We start from the raw sequence: 17,831 nt of genomic DNA on the forward strand, positions 1-17,831 counted from the left end.
CCGAGGCTGTCCGAATGGTTCGGACAGCGGGGCGCTCACGAGGCCAGGAACCGATCCCACTGCATCTCCAGAAGGTCGGGATCTGGCTTTTCGGACCTGCGGCGAGGAAGAACACGCAGGCGCTGGCCGTGCATGTCTTGCAGTCCGTGCCGCAGCATCGGCCCGTCCACCTCACGCAAGACCTCTTCACGGATGGCCAAGGTGTAATCGGGGCGAATGCCGAGGATGCCCGTGTCGTAGGCCGCGTGGTGAATCTTGCACAGGGACAACCCATTTCGTACGGCCGCAATGCCCGCCCGATCGCTGTCGGGCACGATGTGGGCCGCGTCCAGCAGGACGGCGTGCCGCAGCTCGCAGACACTGCAGCGCTCGCCGTATGCCCGCAGCACCAACCCGCGGAAGATTGGCTGATGCAGGCGATTCTTCGCTTCCCGGGCCACGTAGCGACGCAGCACTTCCTCCTGGAGGGTGTCACCGGCCTGGGGCAAGACGCCCTCGATCGGCGACAGGACGAACTCGTGCAGTGCTCTGTCCTCGGCGACGATGAAGACAGGGAAGACCGCTTGATAGGTGCCCACCCCGACGCCGTAGAACCAGATCAGCGGTAGCTGCTGCTCATAAGCCCGCCGGAGTCCGCGGTTCTCCGGATGGTCGGGGTCGGTGCCGCGCCACTTGTAGCTGATCAGACCGTCTGGCCGCAGCGCGTCTTCGTAGGGTCGTTCGGCGCCGTCCGGCCGGAATGTCGTGCGGATGGACAGCGCCGCTTGCAATTGGGCTGGCTTGCGGATGCCGCGCTGGCGATCCATGAGCGGGAAACGTTCGCCGCGGAATCGGAACTCGCCGATCTCATCCGTGGACAGGTAGTGCCGCTGGTCATCGGTGCGGACGGCCAGCCACGCCATCGCCTCACGACGCAGGGCCGCATCGTCATCCTCCGTCCACACGCGAGCAGCTTGTCAGGAACCGCCGGCGGCGTGGGCCGATTCGTCTGCGGAGGCGGCTACTTCTTCAACAACTGCTCCATCGTGCGGATCTCGGCGTTCTGGCTCTTGATGATGCCGTTGGCCATCGTGCGCACGTCGGGGTTGTTCGTGGTCTTGTTGACGTCCTGCGCCATCTGCACCGCACCCCGGTGGTGCTTGATCATCATCGTCAGCCACTGGCGGTCGAACTCCGGCCCCCGGCCTTCTTCAGCCCATCCATCTCGGCCGGCGACATCATGCCGCTCATGTCGTGACCGCTGGGCATCGAGGTGGGCGCACCCCACGACTTCAGCCACCCGGTCATCGTCGTGATCTCCGGGCCCTGCGCCTTGCGGATGTCGGTCGCGAGCTTCTTCACCTGGGCCGACGACGACGGCTTCCTCAGCGCGATGTCGGCCATCTCGATCGCCTGCTGGTGGTGCGGGATCATCATCTGCGCGAACATCACGTCGCCCTGCCGCCCGGAGTCCGCCGGTGCCGAGCTGGAGCTGTCCATCGTGCTCATGTCGTGCCCGCTGCTCTGGCTCCCACCGGCTCCGGTCGAGCTGTCCCCGCTGCCGCACCCGGCGAGCAGAAGGCTGCCGGCGAGGAGGGCGGTGGTGGCGACCAAGGACGTACGTCGTGGCACGGGGTGCTCCGATCTGGTTGCAGCTGGGCGGTTCTCACCCCAGCCTGCGGCCACGCCCACCCTCGGCGGATGGGCGTTCGATGGAGATTCGATGGAGTCAGGCGCGCGGCAGGCGCACCGTGAACGTCGCACCCGTCCCCGGCCCGTCGCTGGCCACCGTGATCGTCCCGCCGTGCGCGTGCACCAGCGCGCGGCAGATCGCCAGACCCAGCCCTGAGCCGCCGTGGTCGCGGTCACGCGCGGTGTCGGCGCGGAAGAACCGGTCGAAGACGTACGCCAGGTGCTCGCCCGCGATCCCCTCACCGGTGTCGCTGACCACGACCTCGACGGCGTCGTCCCGCGCCGCGGCCCGCACCATGATGCTGCCCGCGCTCGTGTGCCGCACCGCGTTGTCGAGCAGGTTGGTCATGACCTGCTGGAGCCGCAGGCGGTCGCCGGTGACCACCAGTCCGGGCGCCACGTCCGAGCGCAGCGACACCGCAGACCCCGCCAGGCGCGTGCGCACCGGTTCGACCGAAGCGGCGAGAAGCGCTGTGACATCTATGGATTCGCGGTCCAGCACCAGCGCCGACTCGTCGGCCTGCGACACGGCGCGCAGGTCGTGGGTCAGGCGGGTCAGCCTCTCGACCTGCTCGCGCAGCACGCCGGCCGTCGACGCGTCCGGTTCCACCCCGTCCTCGAGCCCGTCGAGATAGGCCGTCATCGTCGCCAGCGGTGTGCGCAGCTCGTGCGCGAGGTCGGAGAGCAGCCGGCGACGCACCTGCTCGGTCTGCTCCAGGTCGTCCGCCATCCGGTTGAAAGCCGTTGTCACCGTGGCGATCTCGGCCGGCGTGCTCGGCTCGTCCAGCCGCACGTCGCGTCGCCCGTCGGCGATCTCACCCGCCGCGGTCGCCATCGAGGTCAGCGGCCGCGCGAGCCGGCGACCCAGCACCCACGCCACCACCGCGGCGGCCAGCACGGCCGCCCCGCCGGCCGTGGCGAGCGTGATCAGCCCGGCCGACCGGAAGGCCTCCTCGACGTGCGCGAGGGTGCTCGACGACGGGTCCGCGCCCGCCCGCACCATGTGCTCGTGGAACAGGGGCGGCCCCACCAGGGCTGCCGTCACGGCGGCCACGACCGCCGCGACCACGAGCACCGCCAGCTGTGCGAACAGCAGCCCCGTCGACAGCCTGGGCCGGCCACGCTCACGGCTCACGCGCCCTCACCCGCCCGATAGCCGACCCCGCGCACCGTCACGACGTACGCCGGCCTCGCCGGGTCGTCGCCCAGCTTGCGGCGCAGGTGCTTCACGTGGGTGTCGACCAGGTGCTCGTCGCCGACCCAGTCGGCTCCCCACACCTCGGCGATCAGCTCGCGCCGAGCGAACGCCCGCCGCGGCTGCGCGAGAAGCGTTGCCAGCAGGTCGAACTCGAGCTTCGTGAGGTGCACCGGCGCTCCCGCGACCACGACCGTGCGCGCCTGCGGGTCGAGCTCCAGCGCACCCAGCCGCAGCACGGCGACCGGCGGGGTCGACGCGCGCGGCCGCCGCAGCAGCACCCCCACGCGGGCCACCAGCTCGCGCGGCCGGAACGGTTTGGTGACGTAGTCGTCGGCACCGACCGACAGCCCGATCAGGGTGTCGGTCTCGTCGTCCCGCGCGGTGACCATGAGCACCAGCGGGTCGGAGAACTCACGCACCCGCCGGCACACCTCGATCCCGTCGAGCCCCGGCAGCCCGAGGTCGAGCACCAGCACGTCAGGCACCCACTCGCGCGAGACCTCCACCGCGGTCGCGCCGTCGTGACACATGCGCACGTCGTGGCCGGCCCGGTCGAGATAGTTGCGGATCATCCCGGCGAGCGCCCGCTCGTCCTCCACCACGAGCACCCGCGCGGCCGTCGACGACATCACCGCCTCACCCTCGCACGCAGACCTGCAGGCAGCGGCGTCGAAGCCTCATGGCCGGGTCGCGCCGGTGAGGACTCCCCACCGGCGCAGCGCCACGTCGCTGCCGAGCTCCCAGCGCAGCGACGGGTCCGTGGCGTAGAGCCGAAGGAAGTGGAACGCCGCCACCGGGTCGCACAGGAGGTCGTCGGACTCGATGTCGGCGTCGCCGTGCCCGGTTCCGCGGTCGGGGTTCCGGCCGCACCGGGCGGTCGCACGGTGAGCGTGAGCCGGTTCGAGGCTTCCGGCCGCGGTCCGAACGGGAGGTGGTTGGCGTTGTGCATCGGCACCCACGTGTGCCAGGCGTGCACGTCGCCGACGCGGTCCCACGCCCACGTCTCCACCGGGTTGCGGTCGTGCAGCTCGACGCCCGACGGGGTCAGCACCAGCCCGCGCGGGCCGCGCCGTCTCATCTGCAGCTCGTCGGCCATGGCGATCGCCGCGAGCACGGCCAACCCGATGACGAAGACGCTCGGGAGCAGCTCCCGGTTCAGCAGCCCGCGCACGCCGGCGACGAGCGCAAGGACGATGCACAACGAGCCGATCGCGACGAACCGCAGGGACTTGCCCTGCATCGGCAGCAGCACGCCCAGCCCCTGGCCCGACGGGACCGTCCGCGGCTCACGAGCCACCCGCCGCGGCGCCGGGACCATCCACACCAGCGCTGCGGCGATCACGAGCGGGACGGCCGCGCCGACGGGCCCCCTTCGACGAACGCCATCCAGGCCAACCAGCCGAACAGCGCGGCCAGGGCCGCCCAGACCACAGGCATCACGCGGCGCCGCGGCCGCTCCAGGTGCCAGCCGATCGAGGACCGACGCTCCACCTTCGGCTCGGCGTCGCGCACCGGGTCCCAGCTCACGGGTGGAGAGCGTACGCAGACGGCGGCTCAGCGGACGCGCGCGGGCGCGACCGCCCGCGTGCACGGGCCCGCGATATAGCCGTCACAGCGAATCCTCAGTAACCCCAGTGCTTGTGAGCCGCGTCACATTCGGGGGTTCGGGTGTAACGAATGTTGGTCACGAAACGGTTAACGCGTGACCACTCGTGGTCTGGCTCGGCCCGGAGACATGAACAGGACCGAGCAGCTGGCGTGCCCACTCGCCGATTCCTCCCGTGGGCGCGGCGCCGGAACTTCCGGACCCAGCAGAGGCGCGGACGTACGCACGTCAGGCCGACCGATCACCATCGGGGCCGGGCGGCTTCGTGCTGCGAGGCGGCAACACGAAGGGAAGAACTTTTGCTGAACAACCGCAAGGCCCGAGTGACCACGCTCGCCGCCACCGGCGCCGCGACCATCGCGGCCGTGACCGTGGGTGGCGCTGCCCCCGCGAACGCTGACACCGGCGTCTGGGACCGCGTCGCGCAGTGCGAGTCCGGCGGCAACTGGAGCATCAACACCGGCAACGGCTACTACGGCGGCCTGCAGTTCTCGCTGTCCACCTGGCGCGCCTTCGGCGGGTCGGGCATGCCCAACCAGGCCAGCAAGGCTGAGCAGATCCGCGTCGCGCAGCGCACCCTGGCCGCGCAGGGCCCGGGCGCCTGGCCCGTGTGCTCCAAGCGCGCCGGCCTGACCGCGAGCAACGGCGGCTCGTCGTCCTCCTCCTCGGTCGACACCCAGGAGCAGGAGCGCGAGACCGAGGCCCCGCAGCGTCGCACCGAGACCCGCGAGCGCAACAACGACCGCCCGGAGCGCACCGAGACGCGTGAGCGTTCCTCGCGGTCCAGCGAGCGCGCCGAGGTCAAGCAGGACGCCCCGGCCAAGAAGTCGACCCACAAGTCGAGCAAGTCCGAGAAGAAGAGCTTCTCCAAGAGCGAGAAGAAGTCGACCAAGCACACCCACAAGAAGTCGGTCCCCTCGGTGAAGGCCTCCAACGAGACCATCACCGTCAAGGCCGGCGACACGCTGGGCAAGCTGGCCGAGAAGCACGGCATCGACAGCTGGCGCACCCTCTGGGCCGCCAACTCGAAGACGGTCTCGAACCCGAACCTGATCTTCGTCGGCCAGGTCCTGAACCTGCCTGCCTGATCCAGGCATCACGTCGAGGCCCCGGGAGCGATCGCTCCCGGGGCCTTGTCATGTCCAGGCGTGCCCGACGTACGCCGTCGGCCGGCAGTCCTGCGCCGTAGGCTGACCGCATGGCTGAGCTGTTCGTCGACGTCGGCGGCACCCGCGTGTTCGTCGACGACCGCGGGTCACGGTCCACGGCCGTGCTCTACGTGCACGGCGGCCCGGGGCAGGGCAGCTACGACCTCACCGCCTCGGTCGGCGACCTGCTGAGCCGGCACGTGCGGCTCGTCGCGGTCGACCAGCGGGGCGCGCTGCGCTCCGACCCGCTGCCCGCCGAGCCGCCGCTCACCCGCGAGCTGCTGATCGCCGACTTCGAGGCGGTGCGCCGCGAGCTCGGGATCGAGCGGTGGGTGCTGCTCGGCCACTCGGCGGGCGCGCCCGTCGTGCTGGAGTACGCCGTCGCCCACCCCGACGCGGTCAGCGCGGTGATCTTCTCCTGCCCGACCTTCGACGCCGACCTCACCGACCGGCACCGGCTGCCGGTCGCGGCCAAGCGGCTGCGCGAGCTCGGTGACGAGGAGGGCGCGGTGCTGTGCGAGGAGATCGCCGCCCGGCCCGATCACCTGAGCCCCGCCGACGGCGCTCGCGAGGCGATGCAGCGGCTCGGCGAGCACTATCTCGAGCTGTTCTTCCACGACGCCGACGGGCAGGAGCGCTACCTGCGGCTGATGCGTGACTCCGAGCTGACCGACGAGCAGCGCGAGCGCGGCATGTCGCACCTGCCGCTCATCGAGCCGATGTACCGCTCCACGCTCGGTCTGCTCCCGCGGCTGCGGCAGCCGCACCTGCTCGTGCACGGCATCGACGACCTGGTGGCCGCGCCCGCGATGATCAGCGCCTACCGCCAGACCGCCCAGGGCGCCCAGGTCGTGACGCTCGCCGCGTCCGGCCACTTCCCGCACGTCGAGGAGCCCGAGGCTTTCGCGGCCGTCGTCCTCGAGCTGGTCGCCGGACTGGACTGATCCCGCCATGCCCGCTGCCGACTCGTCGGTGCTCGACGCGCTGCGCTGGGTCGACCTCGCCGGCGTGCTCGGCAACGCCATGCTCGGCGGGGTCGTGGCCCGGGCCGCCCGGCTCGACCCGGTCGGCTTCGCGGTGCTCGCGATCATCTCCGGCCTGGGCGGCGGCCTCATCCGCGACACCCTGCTGCAGGCCGGCCCGCCCGCCGCGCTGCTCGACAACGCCTACATCCTCACCGCGCTCGCCGGCGCGGCGATCGCCTTCCTGGTGCAGGTCGAGGGCGGGCGCACCTGGGACCGGGCCTGGCCGTGGATCGACGCGGTCTCCTCGGCGCCTGGGCCGGCGCCGGCGCCCTCAAGACGCTCGACACCGGCCTCGGCTGGCTGCCCGCCGTGCTGCTCGGGGTCGTCACCGCCGTCGGCGGCGGGATGGTGCGCGACATCGTGCTGCGCCAGGTGCCGGCGGTGCTGGGCAGCAGCCCGCTCTACGCCACCTGCGCCCTCGCCGCCAGCAGCACCCTGGTGGTCTGCGCCCAGCTGGGCCACCCCACCCTCGGCCTGGTCCTCGCGGTCGTCGTCGGCGCGGGCCTCACGCTGCTGGCCCGCAAGCGCCGCTGGATGCTGCCGCTGTCGGCCAACTGGGGAGCGTTGCGCCGTGAGGGCGAGCGGCGCGCCCGCGCGGTCCGCCGGGTGCGGCGGCGTCGGGACGGCTGAGACACCGATCATTCTTGGGTGTCTCACGGGGGTGGGAGGACGAGCGACGGCAGGAGCAGCGCCGAGTCGCCGAACTCGTGCCAGAGGTAGCCGCCGGAGGTGGCGGCGGCGTACGCCCGCTCGGTCAGCTCCGCGCCGGCGACCGCCTCGACCAGCAGCAGGTGCGACGCCTCGGGGTCGTGCCAGCCGGTGACCAGCCCGGTGACGACGCGCGGCGGGTCGGACGGCGTGACGAGCCGCTCGGTCCAGCCCCGCGTCGCCTCGACCCGGCCGCCCGGCGTGACCGCCGACTCCAGCGCGCGGGTGACGGTGGTGCCGACCGCGACCACCCGGCCTCCGCTGGCGCGCGTGGCGTTGACCATCCGCGCCGTGACCTCCGGGACCTCGAAGCGCTCGGGCTGCGGCCCCTCCCCGGCCTCCTGCGACGAGACGCCCGTGTGCAGCGTGACGGTGGCCGTCGCGACCCCGCGACCGACCAGGTCCGCGAGCACCGCGCCGGTGAACGGCCTTCCCGCAGAAGGCATCTCGGCGCTGCCCGGGACGGTGCTGAAGACGTTCTGGTACGTCGGCAGCGGGTATCGGCGGTCGAGGTAGCCGTAGGCGATGGGCCGGCCCGACCGCTCGGCCCGCGAGGCGAGGTCGCCGTCGACCTCGGCCCGCCACAACCGGTTGCCCGACCCGGTGGGGGACGAGCCGTCCTGCGGGTAGCCGGAGACCAGGGTGAGGGTGAGGTCGGCGACGCGCAGCCGCTCGCCGGGCTCGGCGTCGAGCACCGGCCGTTCTGCGTCGGGGGCGCTGCGCAGCTCCACCACCCAGGCGCCGTCGTCGAGCGGGGTCGCCAGGTGCACCACCACCGCACCGCGTCGGTCGCTCACGGCGTCGAGCTGCCCGGCGACCGTCGCCGAGTTGTTGACGACCACGAGGTCGCCCGGCTGCAGGTGGTCGGCGATCCGGGTGAACCGGGTGTGGGTGACGCCGTCGCCGGAGGCGACCAGCAGGCGTACCTCGTCACGGCGGAGGCCACGCTCCTCGGGCGGGCCGGTCGCCGCGAGGCCGGCACCGGGCGCGTGACCGGCGGCTGGCAGCGGGGTCGCGGCGTGCGCGGCGGGGGTGGTCATGCGCGCGCCTGCGCCGGCGCGAAGTCGGCCGCGCGCAGGCGTCCCGACGGTGGCCGCTGGTCGAGGATCGCCAGGACGTGCGGCACGACGGTCTCCGGCAGCGGTCGGTCGGAGATGTCCTCGTCGGGGAAGGCCGCCTGGTGCATCGCGGTGCGCATGTCGCCCGGGTCGATGGCATAGGCGCGCAGGCCCTCCTCCTCGCCCCAGGTCAGCGTGAGGTGGTCGAGCGCGGCCTTGGAGGCGCCGTAGCCGCCCCACGTCGGGTAGTGCTCCACCGCCGCGTCCGACGAGATCGACGCCAGCACACCGTCGTTCGCCGTCAGCAGCGGCAGCAGCGGGCGGGTGAGGTCGAGGCCGGGGCCGACGTTGACCGCCCACACCGCCCGCAGCTCCTCAAGCGCGAGGTCGCGCAACGGCCGCAGCGGAGTCGGTCCGAGATCGCTCGCGTTGTGCAGCAGCAGGTCGAGCCGGCCGAGCCCGGTGACCCGGTCGACGAGCGCGGCGCGGTGCTCGGGGTCGGACACGTCGCCGGCGACCGCGTGCACCGTCGGCAGCTGTGCGGTCGCCTCGCGCAGCCGGTCCGGGTCGCGGCCGTCGGTGACGACCGTCCAGCCCCGCGCGGCCAGGGCGTGCACGAGCTCACGCCCGAGGCCTGCGGAGCCGCCGGTGATCAGGGCGACGGGTGAGGTGGTCGAAAGGTCTTGTGCGTTGACGTGATTGCTCATGCCGGCCATGCTTCAAGTTCAACTCAACTTGAAGTCAAGGGGGTGATGTCGTGGAGCGCTCGAAGCACGACCAGCTCACCGTCGGTGAGGTCGCGCAGCGCAGCGGGTTCGCGGCCAGCGCGGTGCGCTACTACGACGCGCAGGGGCTCATCGCGTCCACGCGCACCTCGGGCGGGCAGCGGCGTTTCGAGCGCAGCGTGCTGCGCCGCCTGGCGTTCGTCCGGGCCGCGTCCAACGTCGGGCTGTCGCTCGAGGAGGTGCGCGAGGAGCTCAGTCGGTTGCCGCGGAACCGCACGCCCACCAAGGCCGACTGGAACCGCATCTCCCGGCACTGGCACGGCCTGCTCGAGGAGCGCATCAAGGCGCTGGAGAAGCTGCGCGACGGCCTCGACTCGTGCATCGGCTGCGGCTGCCTGTCGCTGCAGCGCTGCGCGTTCTCCAACCCCGACGACCGCGCCGCCAACGGTCCCGGAGCCCCTGGCGCGGCGTTCCTGCCCCGCCTGCTGCGCGAACCGCTGGACCCGTCCCGCTGACCCGGCACCGACGTACGCCATCGCGGTCCACCGCCGAGACGTGCGGCGGAGCGCACGGGCCGGCGGTGCTCCGGCGGAGCGTGGCGCGGGGCCGGCGAGGCACGGCTTACCGTGGGTCCCGTGAGCCCTGCGTGGATCGACCTCGACGGCCTGGCCAACATGCGCGACCTCGGTGGGACGCCGCTCGCCGACGGTGGGGAGGTGCAGCCGGGGCGGCTGCTGCGCTCGGACAACCTGCAGACCCTCACCCCGGCCGACGTCGAGGAGCTCGTCGAGCGGCGCGGCGTCACCGACATCGTCGACCTGCGCAGCGACGTCGAGCTGCAGCTCACCGGGCCCGGGCCGCTCGTCGAGGTGGAGTCGCTGACGCACCACCACCACTCGTTCTTCCGCGAGCGCAAGGTCGCCGTCGAGGATGCGCTGGTGCTGCCGTGGCGCGACGCCGACGCGCGCCGGGCCGAGCCGAAGGACGCGAACCACTGGACCAGCCACTACCTCGGCTACCTCGCCGACCGCCCCGACTCGGTGAGCAACGCGCTGCGCGTGGTCGCCGAGGCCGAGGGGGCGGCCGTGGTGCACTGCGCGGCGGGCAAGGACCGCACCGGCACCGTGGTCGCGATGGCGCTGTCGGTCGCGGGCGCGTCGGACGAGGTGATCAGCGCCGACTACCTCGCCACCGGCGAGCGCATCGAGCGGGTGGTCGAGCGGCTGATGACGATCCCGGCCTACGCCGACAACCTCAGCGGCCGCGCGCTGGCGGAGCACACGCCCTCCCCCGACACCATGCCGCGGCTGCTCGCCGCCATCCGCGACACCGCCGGCTCGGTCGAGGGGTGGCTGCGGCAGAACGGGTGGACCGAGGCCGACGTCGCGCAGCTGCGGGCGCGGCTGACCCGGCCGTAGCCGCACGACCGACCGGCACAACGGGTCCCGGAGGGGCTCTGGGCGCCCGATCGAGCAGCTTGTGCCGGTCCGTCGTCCGCCGACCCGGACGATTTCGCCCGCACCGCGCACTACCCTGAAGTAACTTGCCGGGATGAGCAGCGCCACCTCCGACCGCACGACCGCCGCGACCCGGGTGCACGCGTTCACCGACGACGCCCTGGCCGACCACGACGCCACGGCGGTCGCCGAGCTGATCCGCCGCGGCGAGGTGTCTCCGGCCGAGGCGGTCGACGCCGCGATCGCCCGCAGCGAGGCCGTCGAGGCGCAGCTCACCGCGCTCGAGCGCACCGACTTCGAGCGGGCCCGCGCCCGCGCGCGCACCGCCGACCCGGCCGCGGCGGACCTGGCCGGAGTCCCGACCCTGTTCAAGGACAACGTGCCCGTCGCCGGTCTGCCGATGACCGTGGGGTCGCGGGCGACGCCGCCGCAGCTGCCGGTCCGCAAGAACGGCAAGGTCGTCGACCAGCTGCTCGCCACCGGTCTCGTCCCGATCGGCACGTCGCGCATGCCGGAGTTCGGCTGGACGCCCACCACCGAACGCGCCGACGGCACCCTCACCCGCAACCCCTGGCACACCGACTTCTCCGCCGGCGGTTCCTCCGGCGGGTCCGCGGCGTACGTCGCGGCCGGGGTCGTCCCCATCGCGCACGGCAACGACGGGGGCGGGTCGATCCGCATCCCCGCCGCGGCGTGCGGCCTGGTCGGGCTCAAGCCCACCCGCGGCCGGCTGCGCATCGGCGAGTCGTCCGCGGCGATGCCGGTGCGCATCGTGAGCGACGGGGTGCTGACCCGCACCGTGCGCGACGTCGCGACGTTCTACGCCGCCGCCGAGCAGGTCTACCGCCCGCGGCGGCTCCCGCCGGTCGGCCGGGTCACCTCCCCGCCGGAGAAGCGGTTGCGCGTCGGCCTGCTGCTCGACTCGCCCGTCGCCCCGCCGACCGACGCCGAGACCCGCTCTGCCACAGAGGATCTCGCGCGCACGCTCGAGTCGCTCGGTCACCACGTCGAGCCCTACGACCCGCCGATCCCCGACTCCTTCCGCGAGGACTTCATCGACTACTGGTCGTTCCTGGCGATGACGGCGGCGGACGGCGGCCCGCTGATGTTCGGCAAGGGGTTCGACAAGTCGGCGCTCGACCCGATGACGCTCGGCCTGGCCGGGCAGGGGCGCCGCCGGGTCTGGCGCGCGCCGCTGTTCCTCAGCCGTCTGCGCGCCTCGGGTCTGGTCTACGACCGGCAGCTGCGCGGGCTCGACCTGGTGCTCAGCCCCGTGCTCACCCGCACGACCCCGCGCCTCGGCGAGCTCGACCCGAACGGCGCGTTCGAGGCGGCCTTCCAGAAGGTCTGCGACTACGCCGGATTCACCCCGCTGCACAACGCCACCGGCGCACCCGCGATCTCCCTGCCCACCGGGCGCACGTCCGACGGCCGACCCATCGGCGTCATGCTGTCCGCCGCGCGCGGCGCCGACGCGCTGCTGATCCAGACCGCGCTCGAGGTCGAGCAGGCCGTTCCGTTCGCCCGGATCCAGGACTGAACCGCCTACCCTGAGGCACGTGACGGCCACCCCGCCCCCGGTCCGCGACTGGCGCGGGGTGCTGCCCGTCCCTCGCACCTCGCTCACGCCGCGGCAGATCCAGACCGAGACCACCCTGGTGCTGCTCGCCGGCCTCGGCGCGTCGGCGATCTATGCGGTGCTGTCGATCCTGCGCAAGCTCAGCGACAGCCTCCCGCTCGCCGAGCAGACCACCACGATGAACAACAGCCAGGCGCAGAACTCCTGGCTCGACCTGGCCTACCAGCTCGTCGGCATCGGACTCGGCCTGGTGACCGTCGGCCTCGCGCTCTATTTCCTCAGCCGCGAGATCCGTTCTCCTGCAAGGTTCGTCGGCTTCGACACGAGCAAGCCGGGCCCCGACCTCGCCCTCGGCGTGGTGCTCACCGCCGTCATCGGCATCCCCGGGCTGGGGCTCTACCTCGTCGCGCGCGCGATGGGTCTCAACACCACGATCGCCGCCTCCGCGCTGGGCGAGGACTGGTGGTCGCTGCCGGTGCTGGTGCTCGCCGCGATCCAGAACGGCGTGCTCGAGGAGGTCGTGATGGTCGGCTTCCTGTTCACCCGGTGGAGCCAGGCCGGCTGGTCGCTGCCGAAGGTCGTGCTGGTCTCGGCCCTGATCCGCGGGACCTATCACCTCTACCAGGGCTTCGGCGGCTTCGTCGGCAACATCGTCATGGGTATCGTCTTCGGAGCGGTGTACGCCCGCACCCGCCGGGTGATGCCGCTCGTCATCGCGCACGCCCTGCTCGACATCGTGGCCTTCGTGGGTTACGCGCTGCTCAAGGACCAGGTGTCGTGGTTGTGACGGGCCGCGGCTGACGAGGGCGATCCGGTCGCCCGCTCCCCGAGCGGCGGCCGGCACGAAGTTCGGTCAAGAAATCACCACGAGTGGTGCACCGCTGGTAAATCTTGACCATGACCCAGCCCACACGCCGCACTGCCCTGGCCGCCGGGGCCGGCCTGGTGGCCGCCCCGTTCGTCGCCCCGCCGTTCGCCTCCTCCGCCCTGGCCGCCGGCCGACCGGTCGTCCCGCTGCCCGACGGCGGCTGCCCGACCGACCCGCGCACGCCCAAGCGCGACCTGCGCGCGATGTGGGTCGCCTCGGTGGAGAACATCGACTGGCCCTCGCGCACGGGCCTGTCCGCGGAGCAGCAGCGCACGGAGCTGATCGGCTGGCTCGACCTCGCCAAGCAGCAGCGGCACAACGCGATCGTGCTGCAGGTGCGGCCGACCGCCGACGCGTTCTGGCCGTCCGACGTCGAGCCGTGGTCGGCGTACCTCTCTGGCACGCAGGGGGTCGAACCCGGTTGGGATCCCTTGGGTTTCGCGGTCGACGCCGCGCACGAGCGCGGGCTGGAGCTGCACGCCTGGTTCAACCCGTTCCGGGTCTCGCAGCGCGCCGACCGGTCCGTCCTGGTGCCCGAGCACCCGGGTGCGCAGCACCCGGACTGGGTGGTGGCGTACGGCGGGAAGCTCTACTACAACCCCGGGCTGCCCGAGGTGCGCGAGCTGTGCCGCCGCGCGATCATCGACGCGGTCCGGCGCTACGACATCGACGCCGTGCACTTCGACGACTACTTCTATCCCTATCCCGTCGCGGGTCAGGTCTTCGACGACGCGGCCGCGTATGCCGAGCACGGACAAGGGTTCTCGCTGGAGGACTGGCGGCGCGACAACATCAACCGCTTCATGAGCGACCTGCGCGACGACATCCGCCGCACCCGCCCGACCACCCAGCTCGGCGTCTCGCCGTTCGCGATCTGGCGCAACCGCGCGACCGACCCGGAGGGCTCCGACACCACCGCCGGTGCCGAGACCTACGACGACCTCTACGCCGACACGCGCAAGTGGGTGCGCGAGGAGACGGTCGACTACATCGCGCCGCAGGTCTACTGGTCGCGCGGGTTCGCCGCGGCCGACTACGAGAAGGTCACCGACTGGTGGGCCGAGCAGGTCACGGGCACCCGGGTGCACCTGTTCATCGGCCAGGCCACCTACAAGGTCGCCGCCAACGCCGACCCCAGCTGGGACGACCCGCAGGAGCTCTCGTCGCACCTGGACTTCAACACCCGCTACCCGCAGATCGACGGCAACATGTTCTTCTCCGCGAAGCAGGTGCGGCTCAACGCGCTCGACGCGACCGGGATCCTCAACCGCACGTGGTACACCCGCCCGTCGCTCACCCCCGCGTCGCCGTGGCTCGACGACCGGCCCGGGGCGCCGCGCGCGATCACCCGGGTCGTGCTCGGGCGCGGTGGGCAGCAGCCGACGCTGCGCTGGTCGGGCACCGACGGCGACGCGCGGCTGTTCGTCGTCTATCGCGTGCCGCGGGACCGGGCGACCTCGTGCGACCTCGCCGACGCGCGGCACATCGCCGACATCGTGCCGGCCCGGCGCGGCGTGCAGACCTGGACCGACCCGCAGCCGGCCGCCGGCCCGGTGACCTACGTCGTCACTCCGGTCGACCGGGTGCGGCAGGAGGGGCCGGGCACCGTCGCGCGCTGAGGCTGGGCCCGCCGGGTTGGCCCGCCGGGTGGGGCCGCCGGGACGACGGGCGCCGGGGACGACGGCCGACTGGGTCGACCGCCTGCTGGGTGAACGGCCGACGCGGTCAGCGTCCGACGACGAGCCGCCGCGGACGTACGTCGGTGGGCGGGGGCGGCACGCGCCCTCCCGCCGGCGAGACGCGCCCGAGCACGTGCGGCTCGCGGGCGCCGGTCGTGCCGGGCAGAACCCCCGGGACACCGTGCCAGGTCAGGTAGCCGACGAGCGCCATGAGATAGGCCTCCTTGGCGTCGACCGGCAACCCCAGATCGTCCGACGTGCGCAGCTCGACCGGCCCCAGGCGGCGCTGCAGCGCGGCTCGCATCGTCGGGTTGTGCACGCCGCCGCCGGAGGCATAGACCCGTGAGACGCCTTGCCCCACAAGCGAATCCGCGACCGTCACGGCGGTGAGCTCGGTGAGCGTGGCGAGCAGGTCGTCCTCGGCGACCGGGTGCCCGACCCGGGACAGAGCCCGGTCGACGAAGTCGGTCGTGAACAGCTCGCGGCCGGTCGAGCGCGGCGGCGGCAGGGCGAAGAACGGCTCGTCGAGCAGCACCCGCAGCAGCGGCTCGTCCACCCGGCCGGCGGCGGCGCGCCGCCCGTCGATGTCGTACGTCTGGCGCCCGTCGGTCAGCCGCGTCACCGTCGCGTCGACGAGGCAGCTGGCCGGCCCCGTGTCGAACGCGAGCGGGGTGCCGACCGGCGGCACGACGGTGACGTTGGCGATGCCGCCGAGGTTGAGCGCGGCGACGGGGGTGTCGAGGCCCAGCCCGCGCAGCAGGAGCACGTCGAGGGTGCCGGCCAGCGGGGCGCCCTGGCCGCCCGCCGCGATGTCGCGGGCGCGCAGGTCGGACACGACCGGCAGGCCGGTGGCCTCGACGATCTCGGCGGGCTGGCCGAGCTGGAGGGTGCCGCGGGCCCGGCCGTCGGTCACCCAGTGGAAGACCGTCTGCCCGTGGCTGACGACGAGATCGGCGCTGCCACCGGCGAACTCGTCGATCGCCGACCGCGCGGCCAGGCCGCTGGCGCGCCCCACGAGCACGTCGAGCTCGGCCACCTCCTGGATCGTCGTGGCGGCCGGGGGAGCAGCCCCAGCAGGCGCCGACGCAGCGCCTTCTCCCACGGCACGGTGCGCGCCCCGAGCGGCCGCAGCTGCAGCTCCGCCGACCCGGCGCCGTCGAGGTCGGCGACGCCGACGTCGAGACCGTCCATCGACGTCCCGCTGATCAGGCCGACGACCCGCATCAGGCGCCCCGCCGCACGACGTACGCCTCGTGCGGCAGGTCTTCTCGCTCCAGCAGGGTGGCTGCCCCGTCGAGCGCCGACCCCTGTGCGGGGACGAAGCGGGACGGCGCGATCCCGCAGGCGAGCCGGTCGGTGAGCAGCGCGCCGAGCGTGGTCAGCCCGCCGAGCAGGGCGACGGGGACGGCCGCCGAGCGGTCGAACAACGGGGCGCGGGCCGCGCGCACGGTCGCCGCGAGGTGGTCGGCCGCGGCGCTGATCACCGCGCGCGACACCGGGTCTCCTCGCGCGCCGACCGCGCCACGTCGGGCACGAACGTCCCTCTGCGGCGGGCGAGCTCGTAGCTGCCCGCGTCCGCCGCGAGGTCGTGCCAGTCGTCGCCGAACCGGGCCCGGGCCAGCGCGGCGAGCGGCTGGGCGCCGGCCTCGGCCCGCCGCAGCGCCTCCGCCCCGATCCAGGCCCCGCTGCCGAGGTCGCCGGTCACCGGGCCGCCGCCGTCCTCCACCGCGAGGCGACCGCGCTCGTCCAGCGCCACGGCCACCGCGCCGGTGCCGACGACCAGCGCGACCCCGGGCTCGGCGCCGAGCGCCCCGACGTGCGAGGTGATCGCGTCGCTGGTCACCACGGCCGCCCTGGCGGGTGTGCGCTCGAGCAGCTCGCGGGCCAGCTGGTCGGCGGCTGCGGGCGCGGCGATCGCCCCGGCGGCCCCCACGACGATCGCGCGCAGCGGGGTGGGTGCGAGGGCGGGCACGACCGAGTCGAGCAGCGTCAGCACGGAGTGGGCTGCGGCCGAAACCCCTTCGGGCGCAGCGAGACCCGGCGCACCCCGCCCGAACCCTCGGTGAGCACCTGGCCCTCGGACACCAGGCGCAACCGGCAGCGGGTCTTGCCCAGGTCGACGAGCGCGTCAGTCACGCGGGCAGCCTTGACCGGCGATGCGGACATGTCAATGTTTTCCGTCGGATACCGTCTGCATGACGTTTGTTGTCAGCGACGCCGGGCGGGTACGCCGGCCCGACCGGGCGCTGACCGGCCAGCCGTGTCGAGCGGGAGGTGTGCATGAGCGCCGACGGCGCCGGAGTCGCTGGCTCCACCGACGTGCTGGTGCGGCTGCGCTCGAGCCTGCCGCAGCTGCAGCCCGCCGAGCAGCGGGTCGCCCAGGTCGTCATCGGCGACCCCGCAGCGGCCGCGCGCCGCTCGATCACCGGCCTCGCCGAGGACGCCGAGACCTCGGTCGCCACGGTCGCCCGCTTCGCGCGCAAGGTGGGCTTCGCGGGCTACCCGCAGCTGCGCATCGCGCTCGCCGGCGCCGCCGCGCGCGAGGACGCGCTCGGCTCGACCGGCCGTCAGCCGCCCGCCGACCTCGACGAGAGCGCCTCGCTCGAGGACGTCGTGCGCACGATCGTGCACCACGAGACCCGGGCGCTGCAGGAGACCGTCGACCACCTCGACCTGGGCCACCTGCAGCGCGCCGTCGACGCCCTGGTCGGCGCCGCCCGCATCGACGTGTTCGGCGTGGGCGCCAGCGCGGGCGTCGCCTCCGACCTGCAGCACAAGCTGCTGCGCATCGGCCGAATCGCGTTCGCGTGGCACGACATCCACGCCGCGTCGACAGCTGCGTCGCTGCTCGACGAGACCGCCGTCGCCATCGGTATCTCGCACACCGGCGCCACCGTCGACACGGTCGAGCCGCTGGAGCGGGCGCGCGCGGCCGGCGCCACCACCATCGGCCTCACCAACTTCGCCGAGTCGCCGCTCGCGCGGGCCAGCGACATCCTGCTGACCACCGCCGCCCGCGAGACGACCTTCCGCGCGGGCGCCACCGCCAGCCGCACGGCGCAGCTCGCCGTGGTCGACATGCTCTTCGTCGCGGTCGCCCGCACCGACC

19 protein-coding genes and 3 pseudogenes are annotated in these 17,831 nt (G+C 73.3%); 10 read left to right on the forward strand and 12 right to left on the reverse strand.

Annotated elements, in window-relative coordinates; genetic code table 11:
• Window positions 1-35: 35 nt before the first annotated feature.
• From QUE40_RS17675 to QUE40_RS17700, 6 genes and pseudogenes are all read right to left on the reverse strand, one after another.
• Entirely contained in the window at window positions 36-944 is a 909-nt protein-coding gene (locus tag QUE40_RS17675; RefSeq protein ID WP_289231811.1) for an HNH endonuclease, read from the reverse strand.
• 56 nt (window positions 945-1,000) lie between these two features.
• Window positions 1,001-1,488: pseudogene (locus QUE40_RS17680) on the reverse strand (DUF305 domain-containing protein).
• 220 nt (window positions 1,489-1,708) lie between these two features.
• Window positions 1,709-2,806 (reverse strand): HAMP domain-containing sensor histidine kinase, encoded by a 1,098-nt coding sequence (locus tag QUE40_RS17685; RefSeq protein WP_289231812.1) that lies wholly within the window; start codon window positions 2,804-2,806, stop codon window positions 1,709-1,711.
• A complete protein-coding gene (locus QUE40_RS17690; RefSeq protein ID WP_142007211.1) occupies window positions 2,803-3,498 on the reverse strand; it encodes a response regulator transcription factor in 696 nt (231 codons plus the stop codon). The genes QUE40_RS17685 and QUE40_RS17690 overlap by 4 nt, the downstream gene beginning before the upstream one ends.
• On the reverse strand, window positions 3,498-4,211 hold the full coding sequence (locus QUE40_RS17695; protein WP_289231813.1) for a hypothetical protein: 714 nt from the start codon (window positions 4,209-4,211) through the stop codon (window positions 3,498-3,500). Before QUE40_RS17695 ends, QUE40_RS17690 begins: the two co-directional genes overlap by 1 nt.
• A complete protein-coding gene (locus QUE40_RS17700) occupies window positions 4,208-4,396 on the reverse strand; it encodes a hypothetical protein (protein WP_289231814.1) in 189 nt (62 codons plus the stop codon). Before QUE40_RS17700 ends, QUE40_RS17695 begins: the two co-directional genes overlap by 4 nt.
• Before the next feature lie 378 nt (window positions 4,397-4,774).
• Between QUE40_RS17700 and QUE40_RS17705 the strand changes: the two genes are divergently transcribed.
• The 4 genes and pseudogenes from QUE40_RS17705 (at window position 4,775) to QUE40_RS17720 (ending at window position 7,278) form a co-directional block, all read left to right on the forward strand.
• The gene (locus QUE40_RS17705; RefSeq protein WP_276489341.1) at window positions 4,775-5,563 is read left to right on the forward strand and encodes a LysM peptidoglycan-binding domain-containing protein; all 789 of its coding nucleotides are present in this window, start codon (window positions 4,775-4,777) and stop codon (window positions 5,561-5,563) included.
• 110 nt (window positions 5,564-5,673) lie between these two features.
• A complete protein-coding gene (locus QUE40_RS17710) occupies window positions 5,674-6,567 on the forward strand; it encodes an alpha/beta fold hydrolase (RefSeq protein WP_289231815.1) in 894 nt (297 codons plus the stop codon).
• A gap of 79 nt (window positions 6,568-6,646) precedes the next feature.
• A pseudogene (locus QUE40_RS17715) lies at window positions 6,647-6,775 on the forward strand (TRIC cation channel family protein); the annotation flags it as partial.
• A 98-nt stretch (window positions 6,776-6,873) separates the two neighbouring features.
• Window positions 6,874-7,278 carry a trimeric intracellular cation channel family protein gene (locus tag QUE40_RS17720; RefSeq protein ID WP_289231816.1) on the forward strand — a complete coding sequence of 135 codons (405 nt, stop codon included), beginning with the start codon at window positions 6,874-6,876 and terminating at the stop codon, window positions 7,276-7,278.
• A 23-nt stretch (window positions 7,279-7,301) separates the two neighbouring features.
• Here QUE40_RS17720 and QUE40_RS17725 read toward each other — a convergent pair whose 3' ends face one another.
• Both QUE40_RS17725 and QUE40_RS17730 read right to left on the reverse strand, forming a co-directional pair.
• A complete protein-coding gene (locus tag QUE40_RS17725; RefSeq protein WP_289231817.1) occupies window positions 7,302-8,396 on the reverse strand; it encodes an S-adenosylmethionine:tRNA ribosyltransferase-isomerase in 1,095 nt (364 codons plus the stop codon).
• Window positions 8,393-9,121: an SDR family NAD(P)-dependent oxidoreductase gene (locus QUE40_RS17730; RefSeq protein ID WP_142007217.1), complete on the reverse strand. Its 729-nt coding sequence runs from the start codon at window positions 9,119-9,121 to the stop codon at window positions 8,393-8,395. The genes QUE40_RS17725 and QUE40_RS17730 overlap by 4 nt, the downstream gene beginning before the upstream one ends.
• A 50-nt stretch (window positions 9,122-9,171) precedes the next feature.
• Between QUE40_RS17730 and soxR the strand changes: the two genes are divergently transcribed.
• The 5 genes from soxR (at window position 9,172) to QUE40_RS17755 (ending at window position 14,662) form a co-directional block, all read left to right on the forward strand.
• A complete protein-coding gene (soxR, locus tag QUE40_RS17735; RefSeq protein ID WP_289231818.1) occupies window positions 9,172-9,654 on the forward strand; it encodes a redox-sensitive transcriptional activator SoxR in 483 nt (160 codons plus the stop codon).
• A 120-nt stretch (window positions 9,655-9,774) separates the two neighbouring features.
• Entirely contained in the window at window positions 9,775-10,557 is a 783-nt protein-coding gene (locus QUE40_RS17740) for a tyrosine-protein phosphatase (protein ID WP_236022171.1), read from the forward strand.
• Between the two features lie 133 nt (window positions 10,558-10,690).
• The gene (locus QUE40_RS17745) at window positions 10,691-12,136 is read left to right on the forward strand and encodes an amidase (RefSeq protein WP_289231819.1); all 1,446 of its coding nucleotides are present in this window, start codon (window positions 10,691-10,693) and stop codon (window positions 12,134-12,136) included.
• A gap of 19 nt (window positions 12,137-12,155) precedes the next feature.
• Window positions 12,156-12,962 (forward strand): CPBP family intramembrane glutamic endopeptidase, encoded by an 807-nt coding sequence (locus QUE40_RS17750; protein WP_433997025.1) that lies wholly within the window; start codon window positions 12,156-12,158, stop codon window positions 12,960-12,962.
• A gap of 110 nt (window positions 12,963-13,072) precedes the next feature.
• Window positions 13,073-14,662 (forward strand): glycoside hydrolase family 10-like protein, encoded by a 1,590-nt coding sequence (locus QUE40_RS17755; RefSeq protein ID WP_289231820.1) that lies wholly within the window; start codon window positions 13,073-13,075, stop codon window positions 14,660-14,662.
• Window positions 14,663-14,768: 106 nt separating this feature from the next.
• On the opposite strand, the gene QUE40_RS17760 is transcribed toward QUE40_RS17755, so the two are convergent.
• The 4 genes from QUE40_RS17760 to QUE40_RS17775 form a co-directional block, all read right to left on the reverse strand.
• The gene (locus tag QUE40_RS17760) at window positions 14,769-15,758 is read right to left on the reverse strand and encodes an anhydro-N-acetylmuramic acid kinase (protein ID WP_289231821.1); all 990 of its coding nucleotides are present in this window, start codon (window positions 15,756-15,758) and stop codon (window positions 14,769-14,771) included.
• Between the two features lie 187 nt (window positions 15,759-15,945).
• Entirely contained in the window at window positions 15,946-16,218 is a 273-nt protein-coding gene (locus QUE40_RS17765; protein WP_289231822.1) for a hypothetical protein, read from the reverse strand.
• Entirely contained in the window at window positions 16,203-16,718 is a 516-nt protein-coding gene (locus tag QUE40_RS17770) for a hypothetical protein (RefSeq protein ID WP_289231823.1), read from the reverse strand. Before QUE40_RS17770 ends, QUE40_RS17765 begins: the two co-directional genes overlap by 16 nt.
• On the reverse strand, window positions 16,712-16,858 hold the full coding sequence (locus tag QUE40_RS17775) for a hypothetical protein (protein ID WP_289231824.1): 147 nt from the start codon (window positions 16,856-16,858) through the stop codon (window positions 16,712-16,714). Before QUE40_RS17775 ends, QUE40_RS17770 begins: the two co-directional genes overlap by 7 nt.
• A 144-nt stretch (window positions 16,859-17,002) precedes the next feature.
• Between QUE40_RS17775 and QUE40_RS17780 the strand changes: the two are divergent.
• Window positions 17,003-17,755, forward strand: a pseudogene (locus QUE40_RS17780) (MurR/RpiR family transcriptional regulator); the annotation flags it as partial.
• Window positions 17,756-17,831: the final 76 nt, after the last annotated feature.

It is taken from the genome of Barrientosiimonas endolithica (assembly GCF_030296655.1).
In the GTDB taxonomy this organism is placed as follows: domain Bacteria; phylum Actinomycetota; class Actinomycetes; order Actinomycetales; family Dermatophilaceae; genus Barrientosiimonas; species Barrientosiimonas humi.

Coding starts and splice junctions, on each gene's coding strand:
- QUE40_RS17690 (WP_142007211.1), bottom strand. CDS start 3,498: ATGTCGTCGACGGCCGCGCGGGTGCTCGTGGTGGAGGACGAGCGGGCG.
- QUE40_RS17710 (WP_289231815.1), top strand. CDS start 5,674: ATGGCTGAGCTGTTCGTCGACGTCGGCGGCACCCGCGTGTTCGTCGAC.
- QUE40_RS17725 (WP_289231817.1), bottom strand. CDS start 8,396: ATGACCACCCCCGCCGCGCACGCCGCGACCCCGCTGCCAGCCGCCGGT.
- QUE40_RS17730 (WP_142007217.1), bottom strand. CDS start 9,121: ATGAGCAATCACGTCAACGCACAAGACCTTTCGACCACCTCACCCGTC.
- QUE40_RS17745 (WP_289231819.1), top strand. CDS start 10,691: ATGAGCAGCGCCACCTCCGACCGCACGACCGCCGCGACCCGGGTGCAC.
- QUE40_RS17755 (WP_289231820.1), top strand. CDS start 13,073: ATGACCCAGCCCACACGCCGCACTGCCCTGGCCGCCGGGGCCGGCCTG.